This window comes from Streptomyces sp. NPDC015131 (genome assembly GCF_043079975.1).
Taxonomy (GTDB): Bacteria; Actinomycetota; Actinomycetes; order Streptomycetales; family Streptomycetaceae; genus Streptomyces.
Genome location: NZ_JBIBVB010000003.1, coordinates 647,697 through 660,713 on the forward strand (window position 1 = coordinate 647,697; position 13,017 = coordinate 660,713).

Annotated in this window: 12 protein-coding genes and 1 pseudogene; 3 read left to right on the forward strand and 10 right to left on the reverse strand. The window is 75.5% G+C overall.

Features of this window, described 5'->3' with window-relative positions:
• Positions 1–206: 206 nt before the first annotated feature.
• The 4 genes and pseudogenes from ACF08D_RS14175 to ACF08D_RS14190 all read right to left on the reverse strand — a co-directional run bounded on the left by ACF08D_RS14175 (position 207) and on the right by ACF08D_RS14190 (position 4,217).
• Complete coding sequence (locus ACF08D_RS14175) at positions 207–1,265, reverse strand: hypothetical protein (protein ID WP_392222873.1); 1,059 nt, start codon at positions 1,263–1,265, stop codon at positions 207–209.
• Positions 1,262–2,146, reverse strand: a complete 885-nt coding sequence (locus ACF08D_RS14180; protein WP_392222874.1) for an N-acetylneuraminate synthase family protein — start codon at positions 2,144–2,146, stop codon at positions 1,262–1,264. The genes ACF08D_RS14175 and ACF08D_RS14180 overlap by 4 nt, the downstream gene beginning before the upstream one ends.
• Positions 2,147–2,250: 104 nt before the next feature.
• A pseudogene (locus tag ACF08D_RS14185) lies at positions 2,251–2,940 on the reverse strand (cytidylyltransferase domain-containing protein); the annotation flags it as partial.
• A complete protein-coding gene (locus tag ACF08D_RS14190; RefSeq protein WP_392222875.1) occupies positions 2,937–4,217 on the reverse strand; it encodes a DUF6716 putative glycosyltransferase in 1,281 nt (426 codons plus the stop codon). The pseudogene ACF08D_RS14185 and the gene ACF08D_RS14190, both read right to left, overlap by 4 nt.
• A gap of 178 nt (positions 4,218–4,395) precedes the next feature.
• On the opposite strand from ACF08D_RS14190, the gene ACF08D_RS14195 reads away from it, so the two are divergent.
• Positions 4,396–5,373, forward strand: coding sequence for a glycosyltransferase family 2 protein (locus ACF08D_RS14195; RefSeq protein ID WP_392222876.1), 978 nt, complete (start codon positions 4,396–4,398; stop codon positions 5,371–5,373).
• Positions 5,370–6,698, forward strand: coding sequence for a polysialyltransferase family glycosyltransferase (locus tag ACF08D_RS14200; RefSeq protein WP_392222877.1), 1,329 nt, complete (start codon positions 5,370–5,372; stop codon positions 6,696–6,698). Before ACF08D_RS14195 ends, ACF08D_RS14200 begins: the two co-directional genes overlap by 4 nt.
• 116 nt (positions 6,699–6,814) lie before the next feature.
• On the opposite strand, the gene ACF08D_RS14205 is transcribed toward ACF08D_RS14200, so the two are convergent.
• Together ACF08D_RS14205 and leuE are read right to left on the reverse strand one after the other, a co-directional pair.
• Complete coding sequence (locus ACF08D_RS14205; RefSeq protein WP_392222878.1) at positions 6,815–7,642, reverse strand: MerR family transcriptional regulator; 828 nt, start codon at positions 7,640–7,642, stop codon at positions 6,815–6,817.
• Positions 7,643–7,713: 71 nt separating this feature from the next.
• Positions 7,714–8,376: a leucine efflux protein LeuE gene (leuE, locus tag ACF08D_RS14210; RefSeq protein ID WP_392222879.1), complete on the reverse strand. Its 663-nt coding sequence runs from the start codon at positions 8,374–8,376 to the stop codon at positions 7,714–7,716.
• Between the two features lie 197 nt (positions 8,377–8,573).
• Between leuE and ACF08D_RS14215 the strand changes: the two genes are divergently transcribed.
• The gene (locus ACF08D_RS14215) at positions 8,574–9,422 is read left to right on the forward strand and encodes a peptidoglycan-binding protein (RefSeq protein ID WP_392222880.1); all 849 of its coding nucleotides are present in this window, start codon (positions 8,574–8,576) and stop codon (positions 9,420–9,422) included.
• Positions 9,423–9,630: 208 nt separating this feature from the next.
• Here the strand turns inward: ACF08D_RS14215 and ACF08D_RS14220 are convergent, their stop codons facing one another.
• From ACF08D_RS14220 to ACF08D_RS14235, 4 genes are all read right to left on the reverse strand, one after another.
• Positions 9,631–10,713, reverse strand: coding sequence for a hypothetical protein (locus tag ACF08D_RS14220; RefSeq protein WP_392222881.1), 1,083 nt, complete (start codon positions 10,711–10,713; stop codon positions 9,631–9,633).
• Positions 10,713–11,408 (reverse strand): RNA polymerase sigma factor, encoded by a 696-nt coding sequence (locus ACF08D_RS14225; protein WP_392223197.1) that lies wholly within the window; start codon positions 11,406–11,408, stop codon positions 10,713–10,715. Before ACF08D_RS14225 ends, ACF08D_RS14220 begins: the two co-directional genes overlap by 1 nt.
• 265 nt (positions 11,409–11,673) lie before the next feature.
• Positions 11,674–12,393 carry a hypothetical protein gene (locus tag ACF08D_RS14230; protein WP_392222882.1) on the reverse strand — a complete coding sequence of 240 codons (720 nt, stop codon included), beginning with the start codon at positions 12,391–12,393 and terminating at the stop codon, positions 11,674–11,676.
• Positions 12,390–12,950 carry an RNA polymerase sigma factor gene (locus tag ACF08D_RS14235; protein ID WP_392222883.1) on the reverse strand — a complete coding sequence of 187 codons (561 nt, stop codon included), beginning with the start codon at positions 12,948–12,950 and terminating at the stop codon, positions 12,390–12,392. The genes ACF08D_RS14230 and ACF08D_RS14235 overlap by 4 nt, the downstream gene beginning before the upstream one ends.
• Between the last annotated feature and the right edge of the window lie 67 nt (positions 12,951–13,017).

A 13,017-nucleotide genomic window follows, 5' to 3' on the forward strand; every position in this document is an offset into this window, starting at 1 on the left:
CACCTTGTTCACCCCTGAAAGGGTAGGCGCGTTTCGCCCTCAACTAACGTGTGATCTACAAAACTTCAGCCCGATAGGGGAAAGAAACCCTGCGCAGCGGGCATGACGGCCGGGTCAAGTGGGTAAGCTCACGCGTTTTCCGACGTTTTGTCGATCTCCCCCGATCGGATCCGGTCAGGCGTTCGCGGCGGTACGGGGACGGGGCCTCACGCTCCGGTGAGCGACAGGCCGTGCGCCGAGCGTGCCGATTCGGCCACGCCCGCGAGGAAGCCCCGGGCGCGCGGGGAGGCGGTCTCCCGCAGCCACTCGGGGGCGATCTCGCACACGGTGATGGTGACCCCGCTGCCCGCCAGGGCGGCCGGCAGGGTGTGCACCACCGTCGAGGGGAAGCTGAGCACCGTGCGGCCGACCGGGCCGCGCCGGGCGGTCAGCTCCAGCGGCAGGTCGGGGCGGACGATCTCCAGCCCGGTCTCCACGGCGATCCGGTGCAGCTTCGCCACGCTCTCGCGCCGGTGGGCGAAGTAGCGGGTGGCGCCGTGGGCGGCGGCCAGCGCGGCGACCGCGCCCGTGTAGCGGCCGGGGTCCACCACGCCCGTCTCGACCAGCGAGGTGCCCACCAGGTCGGCGCCCCGGGTCAGCCGGGGCGGGCCGAAGCGGGCGCGGGTCCAGGCGAAGGTGTTGGCGGTGACCGAGGTGCCCTCGGGGGCCTCCACCGGCAGCGCGGTGAAGATCTCCACGGCGCGCCGCCGCCCGGGCGCGAACCGGCGGCGGGCCAGCGCGGTGACCGGGGCGAGGGCCAGCTCGCGCGGGGTGCGCGCCCCGCGCCGGTGCCAGCGCACCAGCCGTTCGCCCCGGGCGAGCTGGGCGGCGAACTCCATGGTGGCCGTGCCGTCGTCGACGACCGTGAGCGCCCGCGGGCCGAACAGCGTCAGCAGGAGCTGGACGTACCGGGAGAACGGGTCGCCCACGATCACCCGCTCGGCCCGCAGCAGGGCCGGGCCCAGCTCCCGCAGCGCCTTGGGCAGCGCGCCCCGGCCGCCGCGCGCCTCCTGCCAGCGCACCGCGATCCCCTCGTCCCGGGCGAGCTGCGCCATCCGCCGCAGCTGGCCGCGCGACATGGGGTCGGTCGGCGACAGGACGACGACGAGCAGGCCGGACCGGCCGCCGTGGTGGGCCCACTCCAGGACGTTGAGGAGCTGGACGGGGCTCTCCACGAAGGCGAGGTTCGGGGCGGACGCGGGCCGTTCGGCCTGGGCGGCGGTCATACCGCGGCCGGGACGCGGCGGAGCTTCTTCATGGGGGCCAGCTCCGACTCGTACACCCGCTTCACCCCGTCGCCGAGCGCGGTCTCGATGGTGCGGATGTCGCGTACGAGGCGGGCGAGGCCGCCGGGCTCGACGGAGGCGGCCTGGTCGGAGCCCCACATGGCGCGGTCGAGCGTGATGTGCCGCTCCACGAAGCAGGCGCCGAGGGCGACGGCCGCGAGGGTGGTCTGGAGGCCGGTCTCGTGGCCGCTGTAGCCGATGGGGATGTTGGGGTAGTCCCGCATCAGGGACTGGATCACCCGGAGGTTCAGCTCCTCGGCCCGCGCCGGGTAGGTGGAGGTGGCGTGGCAGAGCAGGATGCTGTCGCTGCCGAGGACCTCCACGGCGTGGCGTATCTGCTTGGGGGTGGACATGCCGGTGGACAGCACGACCGTGCGGCCCGTGGCGCGCAGGGCGCGCAGCAGCTCGTCGTCGGTGAGGGACGCGGAGGCGACTTTGTGCGCCGGGAGGTCGAACTTCTCCAGGAAGGCCACCGCCTCGGTGTCCCAGGGGGAGGCGAACCAGTCGATGCCGCGTGCGCGGCAGTGCTCGTCGACGGCGCGGTACTCGTCCTCGCCGAACTCCACGCGGTGGCGGTAGTCGATGTACGTCATGCGGCCCCAGGGGGTGTCGCGCTCGACGTCCCACTGGTCGCGGGGGGTGCAGATCTCGGGGGTGCGCTTCTGGAACTTGACGGCGTCGCAGCCCGCGTCGGCGGCGGCGTCGATCAGGGCGAGGGCCGTGTCCAGGTCGCCGTTGTGGTTGATGCCGATCTCGCCGGTGATGTAGACGGGCTCACCGGGGCCGGCGGTACGGGTGCCGAGGGTGCGGAGGCGGTTCATGGGGGTCCTTCACTGCGGTGTGACAAGCGGACGGGGCGTACGGGAATCGGGGTGGCGGGGGCGGCCGGGGGCGGGGTGACGGGGGCGGCGGGGGCCTGGGGGGCCGGCGGGTCCAGCAGCGGGGCGAGCAGCCGGGCGCGGGCCAGGTCGTGCGGGTCGTCGATCTCCAGGACGCGGGCGGCGTCGGTGACGACCAGCGCGGTGCGGCCGAAGAACCGGTGGCGGTGGGTGCGGAAGCCCCGGGCGTCCATGCCGTACGCGGCGCCGGTCTCCAGGTACTCGGGCTCCCGGTCCTGGCGCCGGGGGCGGTGCGCCCGGTCGTGGTTGACCCCCCGGGCGTCGTCCTCGCCCCGCCACAGGAAGCCGTGGGAGGGGGCGACCGTCAGGGCGGTGTCCGCGCCGGGGCCCAGCACCCGGGCGGCGACACCGTCCACGTCGGCGGCCGTGACGAACGGGCTGGTGCACTGGACGAGCAGGACCGCGTCGACCGGGCGGGCGTGCACGGCCTCGAAGGCGTCCATGGCGTGCAGGACGGCCGACTCGCTGGTCGCCGTGTCGCCGGAGAGCCCGGCCGGCCGGTGCACGGCCTCCGCGCCGGCGGCGCGGGCGGCGGCCGCGACGGCCGGGTCGTCGGTCGACACGACCACGTCCGTCACCCGCCGGGCGCCCAGGCAGGCGCGGACGGCGCGGGCGACGAGCGGGACGCCCCCGACGGCGGCCAGGTTCTTCCCGGGCACGCCCTTGGAGCCGCCGCGCGCGGGGATCACGGCCAGCACCGTGGGCCGGGGTGTCACAGCTCCCCCAGGCGCCGTATCGCGGGGGCGACGCGCTGCACGCCCTGCCGGTACAGGCCCCGCGCCGCGTCCCGCAGCACCCGGCGGACCGGGCCCGCGGCGGCCGGGCCCCCGGGCGCGTCGAGCCGGTGGCGGGCGAGGACCCCGGGCAGGTAGCCGGGGGCGGTCGCCCGGGTGTAGTAGGGCGCGACCGGGGGCAGCGACGGCGCGTCCAGCAGGTCGAGGAGGCGCGCCCGTGCCGCGTCGAAGGCCCGGGCGTAGGAGCCGTCCGCCGCGACGCCCTGGTCGGCCAGCCACGCGGCGTCCGGCCGCGGCCGGTGGCCGCCGTCGAGGGCGTCCCAGGAGGTGAGCAGCCCGGAGCCGATGAAGTGGTGGTTGCCGAGGGCCTCGCGGACGCCCAGGTCGGTGAGGACCGCCGTGGGGACGCCCCGGTGCAGGGCCTCCAGCGCGGCCGTGGAGGAGACGGTGACCAGCAGGTCGGCGCGGTCCAGCACCTCGCCCATGTGCCCGTGCACCAGCCGGAGGTTCGGCGGCGGGGAGGCCCGGCCCGGCGCGGCCAGCTTCTGGTACGGGTGCTCCTCGATGTGCGTGGTGTGCTCGCCGGGCCGGGAGCGGAGCTTCAGCAGCACCTCGCGGTGCGGGTGCAGCCGGGCGTGCTCGGACAGCCGCCGCAGCAGGTAGGCGCGGTCGGCCCGGTCGGCCGGGACCGACGGCTGGGCGGCGAACACCACGGTGTCCCGGCCGGGTTCGGGGGCGTAGGGGGCGCCGCCGAGGAAGGGCAGGGCCGCCTCGGTCACCGCCGACGGGTCGGCGCCGACCCCTTCGTACACCGCCCGGAAACGGCGGGCGTCGGCGGCCGAGTTGGCGAGGACGAGGTCGGCGCCGTGGCGCAGCAGCAGCCCGTCGGCGAGCTTCTCGTACACGACGCCGACATAGCCGGTGACGATCACCGGGCGGCGGCCGGGCAGCCGCCCGGACAGGCCCTCCAGCATCGCCCGGACGCCGCCGCCGACGAGCGCGAGGACCACCACGTCGTACCCGCCCCGGCGGACCTCGGCGAGGAACTCCGCGCCGGTGACCTCCGCCGGCGGGTCCAGGTCCGCGCCCACCTCGGCGAGCTGCCGGGCGGTCGGGGTGGCCCGGCCGCGCAGCACGAAGCCGGCGACCCGGGCCCCGGGCGGGCTGAGGCGGCGCGCCGTCAGGGCGCCCCATTTCCATCGGGTGTCGGAGTCCGCGAGTACCGCGACCCGCACCGCTGCACGGTTGCGTGGTGACACGCCGAGGACGTTAGGAAGGCACCCCGGCCGCCCGGCCCAACTCGGCCGCAACAAACGGTGAACAGCGGTCGGCGGCAATTCCCCGGCGGCCCGGTTAAGAAGTGCGCCGCCCAGTGTTCACCGCGCATCCCCGCGCCGGTGGCTCGCCGCGACCGCCGCCGCGCCTACCGTCTCGCGGGTGGTCAAGCTCTCCGTCGTCGTGCCCTTCTACAACGTGCAGGAATATGCTCCCGACACTCTGTCGAGCCTGCGCGCCAATGCCCGTGAGGACTTCGAATTCCTGCTCGTCGACGACTGTTCGGCGGACGGGACCCCGGAGCTCCTCACCCGCGCCGCGCGCGAGCTGCCGGGCGCGGTGCTGCTCACCCACTCCCGCAACGGCGGGCTGGCCACCGCCCGCAACACCGGGATCGACGCGGCGCGCGGCGAGTACCTCGCCTTCCTGGACGGCGACGACTGGCTGGCGCCCGGTCACCTGAGCCGGGTCCTCGCCGCGATCGAGGGCCTGGGCTGCGACTTCGTCCGTACCGACCATGTGCGGTGCGAGGGCAGGGCGCGCTCGGTGCGCAGGGTCCCGGTGGGGCGGCGCGGGGAGGTGCTGCGCCCGCGCGACGCGATCCTGCCGGCCGGGCGGCCGACCTCGGTGGACTACCCGTACGCCTGGGCCGGGATGTACCACCGGCGGCTGGCGGACCGGGGGCTGCTCCACTTCACCGACGGGCTGCGCACCGCCGAGGACCGGCCGTGGATATGGCGGCTGCACCGCGAGGCGGATTCCTTCGCGGTCGTCGGCGCGCTCGGCGTCTTCTACCGGCGCGGGGTCTCCACTTCTCTCACACAAATCGGCGACGTGCGTCAGCTGGATTTCCTCCGCGCTTTCGATCAGGTGCTGGCGGAAACGGCGGACGACCCCGAGGCGGACATTCTGCTGCCGAAAGCGGTGCGCACCTATTGCGCGATCATCGCCCATCATCTCCATGCGTCGGAACGCTACGAACCGCCGGTCGCCCGGCAATTGCGCAGGCTGGGCGCGGCGGCGCTGAAACGGATGCCGCAGGCCGTGCTGGACGGCGCCCTCGACTCGATGGACGCCGGGCGGGCGTCCCGGCTGCGCAGGCTGCGCCGCCGTCCGGTACCGGCGGAGGCCACCGTATGACCACGCAGATCTTCTACGCCTCCACCCTCTACGGCGCCGTGACGCTCGCCGCCGCGCTGGACAGCGGGTGCTTCCCGCCCGCCGGCCGGCGGCTGCTGGTGGTGGCCGCCACCGGGGCGGTGCCCGAGACGGCCGTGGCGCCGGACCGGGCGCCCGGGTTCGCGCGGCTGCGCGACCGCTTCGACGCCGTACGGTCGTGGAACGACGCCGTGGCGCCCTTCCACCCCGGCGGCTGGTCGCCCCGGCCGGACGACGTGCCGCTGTGGGAGCGGTACCTGCGGCTGCTGTGGGGGCTGGGCGAGGACGAGCCGGTGGAGCTGATCGTGGAGTCCCTCCAGGTGGCGCCCGCGCTGAGCATCGCGCAGGTCTTCGCGGACGCCCCGCTCGACGTGTACGCGGACGGGCTGATGAGCTACGGCCCGACGCGGGTGCGGCTGGACCCGCTGGTCGGCGAGCGGGTGCGCCGAGTGCTGCACCTGGACCTGGTGCCGGGGCTGCGCCCGCTGCTGCTGGCGGAGTTCGGGGCGGTGCCCGAGGTGGTGCCGTCGGAGGCGTTCACCAAGGTGGTGGCCGAGCTGGCGGAGGAGGCGGACGGCGCGGCCGGTCTCCCGGAGGGCGCCGCGCTGCTGCTGGGGCAGTACCTGTCCGCGCTGGGCATCCTCACGCCCGCCGAGGAGGAGGCCCTCCATCTGCGCATGGTGCGGGGCGCGGTGGCGCGCGGGCACCGGCGCCTGGTCTTCAAACCGCACCCGGCGGCCCCCGCCGCCCGGTCGCGGGCGCTCTCGCGGGAGGCGGCGGCGCTGGGCGCGGAGCTGACCGTGCTGGAGGCCCCCGTCCTCGCCGAGGTGCTGTTCCGGCGGCTGCGGCCCGCGCTGGTGGTGGCGTGCTTCTCGACCGCGCTGTTCACGGCGGACCGCTTCTACGGCGTGCCCGTCGCCCGGGTGGGCACCGGGCCGCTGCTGGACCGGCTCGCCCCGTACCAGAACAGCAACCGGGTCCCGGTGACCCTCGCCGACGCGCTGCTGCCCGGCCTGGAGGAGGCCCCCGCGCCGGGGCCCGGCGGGGTGCCGGACCTCGCCGGGCTCCTCGCGGCGGTGGGCTACGCGATGCAGCCGCAGGTCCGCCCGGACCTGCGCCCGGAGGCGGAGCGGTACCTCTCCGCGCACCGGGACGCCCGGACCCTGCGCTACTTCAAGCGGCGCCGCCTCACGGTGCTGGGCCTGCCGGGCGGCCTCCCGGCGCCCCGCAACGCGGCGGTGCGCCGGGCGGCCCGGCGGGTGGTCCGGCGCACCCGGCGCCTGAAGCGCGCCCTGCTGCGCGCGTGAAGCGCACTCTGCTGCGCGCGTGAAGCGCACTCTGCTGCGCGCGTGAAACACGCCCGCGCCGCTCGCCTGAAGCACGCCCTCCTCCGGAGGCGAGAGCCCGTCGTACTGACGGGCCGTCAGGCCGGGACGATGGGCTCCTGGATCTCGGTGACCCACTCCGACTCGTCCGGGGACCACTCCAGGTACAGCTCGCGCGAGTAGCCCGCCGAGCGGTAGCCGTTGGTGTCGATCCAGGTGGCCAGCGTCTGGATGGTGGGCAGCAGCTCGGTCATCGGGCCCCGGTGGACGACGGTCGCCGCCCGCTCCAGGCCGGGCAGCTCGACGATCTCCACGTCCGGGACGGCGCTCACCCCGGCCGGGACGGTCATCCCGGCGTGGACGACGATCGAGCCGTCGCCCTCCGGGGCGTCCTCGTAGTAGGCGATGCCCGGTCCGGCGCAGCTCAGCGCCCCGGCGGCCTCCAGCCGGGCGCACAGCTCCTGGTAGAGGGGCGTGATGACCGGCCCGATCTGCTCCGGTCCGAAGCCGGCGGCGACGGCGGTGAGCACCGCCAGCCGGGCGCCCGGCACACTCTTGACGACGACGTCCTGCGTGGACATGTGTCCCTCGCTCTCGATGGCCCGGAGCCTCGCCCCGACCTGCGCCAGCCGTGCCGCCGCGTCGCTCATGGCGGACTCCAGCTCGGCCCGGCGCAGCCGGAGCATCCCGCGCAGCTCGTCCGCCCCGACCTCCTCGTCGAGGATCGAGCGGACCTGGTCCAGGGTGAAGCCGAGGTCCTTGAGCGCGATGACGCGGTTGAGCCGGGCGAGCTGGGCCGCCTCGTAGAAGCGGTAGCCGCTGTGCGGGTCGACATGGGCGGGGTGCAGCAGTCCGACGGCGTCGTAGTGGCGCAGCATCCGGACCGACACCCGGCCGTGTCTGGCGAAGTCTCCGATGGTGAACATGGTGTCTCCTACGACACGGCCTCACACGGTGTGAGGGTCAACCCCGCCCCGGCCGGGCCCGGCGGCGGCGGTCAGGCCGTGCTGCTCAGGGACAGTTTCACCGCGAAGCCGAGGAAGAGCGCGCCCGCCGCCGAGGTGGCGGTGGCCGACAGCCGCCGGCGGCGGCGGAAGGCGGCGGCCAGGTGGGTGCCGGTGAAGATCAGCAGCGTGAGGTAGAGGACGCTGGCGGCCTGCGCGAGCGCGCCGAGCACCACGAAGGACAGCGCCGGGTACTGATACGCCGGGTCGACGAACTGGACGAAGAAGGCGATGAAGAACAGGATCGCCTTGGGGTTGAGCAGGCTGATCACGAAGGCCCGCCGGAACGGCCGCTCGGCCGCCGCCGCGGGCCCGTCCGCGCCGCCCGCGGCCTCGGCCGCCCGCTCCCGCCGGGTCCGCCACATCGCCCAGGCGGCCCGGAGCATGCCGACCGCCAGCCAGGTCAGATAGCCGGCGCCGGCGAACTTCACGATCCCGAAGAGCACCGCGTTGGCCTGGAGCAGCGAGGCGACCCCGGCCGCCGACAGCGTCATCAGCACGGTGTCGCCGCACCACACGCCGGAGGCGGCGACGTACCCGGTCCGGACGCCGCGCCGGGCGGCGACGGACAGCACGTACAGCGAGTTGGGCCCCGGGAGAAGAATGATCAGGGCGAGGCCCACGAGGTAGGTCGGCAGATCGGTGACACCCAGCATGAGGCGGAGTGTCGCACAGCGGTACGAGATCCCGCCGCCGGATTCCGGATCGCGGAACAGGCCCGTACGGCGCGTACACCCCTGAACGTCGCGCGTACACCGCTGCACCTCGCGCGTACACCGCTTGTCCCGCGCGTGCAACCAAGTGCACCCGTCGCGCATCCCTTAGTACACGTCATCACACTCGGGGGGCTTCCATGCAGCACCGTACGTCCGGCATACGCAGAGCGGTTCTCGCCGCCGCGGCCGTCACTCTCGCGGCCACCGGCTGCACCACCCAGGCCGTGGGGGCGGCCTCGGCGCCGTCGGCCGCGGCCACCGCCTCTCCGTCGCCGTCGTCGGGGGCGTCCGCCGCGGGCGGCTCCGGCCCGGCCGCCTCCGCCTCGCCGGTGGCCGCCGATCCGGCGCGGGCGGACGAGGTGCTGATGGCCGAGGGCACCGAGACGGAGCAGGTGCGGGAACTCCAGGCGCGGCTGCGGCAGCTCGGCCACTTCCACCGCAGCCCCACCGCCTTCTACGGCTCGATGACCGCCAAGGCGGTCTCCGCCTTCCAGGGGAAGCAGGGCCTGCCGGAGACGGGCAAGGTCGACGGGACGACCTGGGCGCGGCTGACGGCCGGGTCGCGCACCCCGACCGCCGGGGAGCTGCGCCCGCCCACCACCAATGAGCTGGACAAGCCGGACGAGCGCTGTATGACGGGCCGGGTGCTGTGCATCAGCAAGGAGAGCCGGACCCTCGCCTGGATGATCGACGGCAAGGTCGTCTCGGCGATGGACGTCCGCTTCGGCTCGGAGAACACCCCGACCCGCGAGGGCACCTTCAAGGTGGACCGCAAGGAGCGGGAGTGGGAGTCGACGCTCTACCACACGGCGATGCCGTACTCGATGTTCTTCAGCGGCGGCCAGGCCGTGCACTACTCGTCGGACTTCAAGGCCCGCGGCTACAACGGCGGCTCGCACGGCTGCGTCAACGTCCGGGACAAGGAGCGGCTCGCGAGCGTCTTCGGCCAGGTGAAGGTCGGCGACAAGGTCGTCGTCCACTGGTGAGGCGCCAAGCGCGCGGGGAGGAAAGGGGGCGCGGGCGGGACCGGGGGAACGTGTCCCGCCCGCGCCATGTGCGCTGAGCCGTAGGTACGGGGGGAACCCCGGCTCCTTGCGCTGCCGATGACCAGTCGGCTCACTCAGTACTGCGCCACGGGACGGAAAAACGTCACACCCGTCCGGAAAAAATTTCCGGCCGCCGCATCACCGCAGGTCAGAAGGCCAGGCCCGTGGGGCGCACGGAGAGCGCCGGAGCGAGCGGGCGCCAGGACATCGACGGCCGCGCCGCCTCCGAACCACCACCGCCGCCACTGCCCCAGCCGGTCCCGCCCGCGCCGCCGCCGTGGCCGCCCCCGCCGCCGGCCGGGCCGCCCTGGCCGGAGCCGCCGTCACCGGCACCACCGCCGGAGGAGCCGTTCTGCCGGTCGTCGAAGGCCAGCACCTTGTCGCACAGCAGCTTGATGTACGCCGCGCCCCGGGCCTCGTCGGCCAGCCGCTCGCGGCGGTCCAGGTCGAGGCTGCCCTCCCGGAAGTCGCGGCAGTCCTCGACCGTACGGGCCAGCCAGCCGTCGCCCTTCCCGGCGGAGCCCGCCACCCCGGCGGTGCCGGACTCGTCCGGTTCCGCCCCCGGGCCCGTGCCCGCGCTCGCCGGGTCGCCCGGGTCGCCCTCGGGCCGGCCGCCCGTGCCGTCGCCGCCGCCGACCGTCCCGGGGGCGGGCGTCCCCTCCGGGTCCGGCCGCCCCGGTGTCCGGTCGGTGCCCTCGCCGGGCGTCGCCGGAGCGGTGGGCGGCACGTCCCCGGGCTCGCCCGGCGTACCGGTCACGGCGTCCTCCCGCTCGCCGGACGCCTCGCCCGCCGACCCGGTGCCCGGCGTCTCGGCGGCCGACACCGACGAGGCGGGCAGCGGCTCGGGCTCGCCGCCCAGCACCGGCAGCACCCCGGCGCCCGCGCCCACGGCGACCCCGCCCACGGCCAGTCCGGCGACCGACGCCGCGAGGCCCCAGCGCACGGGCCGCGCCCAGCGCACCCGCCCGCGGGCCACCCGCACCTCCCGCACGCCCGGCACGTCCCGCGCGCCCGGGGTCCACGGCGCACCGGACGCCCGCGCCGCGCGGAACGCCGCCAGCGCGGCCTCCTCGCCGGGCAGCGCCTCCTCCGCCGGGCGGGCCCCGGCGCGCAGGGCGTCCAGCGCCCGGCGCACCTCCCGGGCCCGCCGCTCCTCGGGGCCGGCCGGTTCGCCCCGCAGCAGGGCCTCCGCCGCGTCCAGGTCGAGCCATTCATCCCGCTCGTCGGCCATCACATGTCCCTCTGCGTCCGCGAGCGCCAATGCGTCACAGGGGTGCGCACCCGGGAGACCGTCCGCCGCTCGGGCTGCGGCGGTACGGCGCCCAGCGCGGCGGGGGCCTTCGCGCCCCCGGTCGAGGCGGCCGGTTCCGGGCCGCCGTCGGCGTCCAGGAGTTCGGCCAGCTTCTTCAGTCCGCGGTGGGCGGCGGTGCGCACCGCACCGGGCCGCTTGCCCAGTGTCCGTGCGGCGCTCTTCGCGTCCAGCCCGACGACGACACGCAGGATGACGGCCTCGGCCTGGTCCTGCGGGAGCTGTGCGATCAGATCCATCGTGCGGCCGGTGGCCAGGGACTCCATGGCCTCGGCCGCGGTGTCGGTCTCGGCCGGCTTGTCCGTCAGTTCCGTCTCGTCCCCGCCGATGGCGGGGCGGCGGCCCCGCATCCGCAGGTGGTCGAGCGCGCGGTTGCGGGCGATACGGGCCGCCCAGCCCCGGAAGCGGTCGGCGTCCCCGGTGAAGCGGTCGAGGTCGCGGGATATCTGCAGCCAGGACTCCGACGCGACGTCCTCCGCGTCGGCGTCGCCGACCAGCGTGCGTATGTAGCCGAGGAGCCGCGGATGCACGGCGCGGTACACAGCACGGAAGGCGTCCTCGTCCCCGTCCTGCGCCGCGAGCACCGCGGCGGTCAGCTCCGCGTCGTCCCCCAGCACTCCCACTACCCGTTCGTCATCGCGGCTGGTCACCGCCGTCGCTACGCTCCGCGCGCAGCGCCACGCTACGTGGTCGCCCGGCATGGCGTCCACGTCTTGTACAACTTGCAACTTCACCTTGACCACCTGCGGTGTGACAGAAAACGCACCCGTGGCGCTGATAGGAGTACGGGGCCGTACCGCGGACCCGTGGAAGACGGCCGGGGCCTCTCCTGTGGGGGGTGGCGGCCCCGGTCGTCCTCCGCCCGCTCAGCGGGCGCGCCGGTCATGACCTGCGGGAGTGCTCCTTCTCCCGGCTCTCCCGGCCCTTCTCATGGCCCCGCCCCTTGTCCTTGTCACGGCCGTCGTCACGGTCGTCGTCGCGGCCCTTGTCGCGGCCCTTGTCGCGTTCTCCGTCACGTTGCCCGTCGCGCTCCCTGCTGTGGCCCTTGCGGGAGTCCTTGCCGCCGGCTTCCTTCGTACGGTCCTTCTGGCCGTCCCGGTTCTGCCGGCGATCCTCCTGCTCCGGCTGGTCCGGGCGGGCGCTCCGCCGCGTGGGAGAGGGCGCCGCTCCGGAGGGGTCCTTCTTACCGCTTCCGGCGCGCTCATTCTCGCGCGCCGGGGGTTCGCCCCCTCCACCGGGAGTCCGGTACGGGGACGAGGGCGAGGTCACCGCCGTCGGCGCCGGCCCCGGCGTCACCGCGCCGCCGCCGTCGCCGCCCGTGAAGGGCGCACGGATCGCCCCGGTCTGCGCCGCCACCGCGACGCCGCCCAGCAGCACGGTCACCGCCCCGGCGAGCGCCCCGGCCCGCAGCCCGCACCACCGGCGCCGCCGCCGCACCGCCACCCGGTCGCCGCCCGCGTCCCGCGCCTCCCGCGCCGCCCGGAAGGCCGCCACCGCCCGCTCCTCGCCCGCCGGGTCGGGGTCACCGTCCCGTACGAGCGCCGCGAGCAGCACGGCGGCCACCGCGCCGTCGTCCCCGCGCGGTCTGCTGTCCCTGCTCATCTGCCGACTCCGCCCTGGGCCAGTCGCCCGGCGAGTTTCCTCAGGCCCCGGTAGGCGGCGGTTCGCACCGCCCCGGGACGCTTACCCAACACGCGCGCGGTCGCGGGGCCGTCCAGTCCGACGACCACCCGCAACAGCACCGCTTCGGCCTGCTCGCGCGGCAGGCCCCTGATCATCGCGAGCGTCCGCTCGGTCGACAGGCTCTCCAGCGCCTCGGCCGCCGTGTCCTGACCGGACGGCAGGTCCAGCGCGTCCTGCTCGATGCCCGAGGTGCGGGGGCTGCGCTTCAGCCGCCGCAGGTGGTCGAGCGCGCGGTGGCGGGCGATCGTCGCCGTCCACGCGCGGAAGCCCGCGCCGTCGCCCCGGAACCTGCCGAGGTCCCGCGCTATCTCCAGCCAGGCGTCGGCGGCCACGTCCTCGGCGTCGTCGCCGACCAGTCCGCGCACGTATCCGAACAGCCCGGGGTGGACCAGCCGGTAGACGCGCGCGAAGGCGACCTCGTCCCCCCGCTGGGCGCGCTCCACGGCAGCGCCGAGTTCCGCGTCGTACGCCCCCACACTCCCCTCTGCGTCCGGGGGCGGGGAAATGTCACATCAGGGCCCGGGCGCGCCGGAGCCGCCGTCC

What these genes read in the sequence shown, in the direction of transcription:
- ACF08D_RS14175 (WP_392222873.1), bottom strand. Translation starts at nt 1,265, where the DNA reads ATGACCGCCGCCCAGGCCGAACGGCCCGCGTCCGCCCCGAACCTCGCC.
- leuE (WP_392222879.1), bottom strand. Translation starts at nt 8,376, where the DNA reads ATGCTGGGTGTCACCGATCTGCCGACCTACCTCGTGGGCCTCGCCCTG.
- ACF08D_RS14205 (WP_392222878.1), bottom strand. Translation starts at nt 7,642, where the DNA reads ATGTTCACCATCGGAGACTTCGCCAGACACGGCCGGGTGTCGGTCCGG.
- ACF08D_RS14220 (WP_392222881.1), bottom strand. Translation starts at nt 10,713, where the DNA reads ATGGCCGACGAGCGGGATGAATGGCTCGACCTGGACGCGGCGGAGGCC.
- ACF08D_RS14230 (WP_392222882.1), bottom strand. Translation starts at nt 12,393, where the DNA reads ATGAGCAGGGACAGCAGACCGCGCGGGGACGACGGCGCGGTGGCCGCC.
- ACF08D_RS14200 (WP_392222877.1), top strand. Translation starts at nt 5,370, where the DNA reads ATGACCACGCAGATCTTCTACGCCTCCACCCTCTACGGCGCCGTGACG.
- ACF08D_RS14215 (WP_392222880.1), top strand. Translation starts at nt 8,574, where the DNA reads ATGCAGCACCGTACGTCCGGCATACGCAGAGCGGTTCTCGCCGCCGCG.
- ACF08D_RS14180 (WP_392222874.1), bottom strand. Translation starts at nt 2,146, where the DNA reads ATGAACCGCCTCCGCACCCTCGGCACCCGTACCGCCGGCCCCGGTGAG.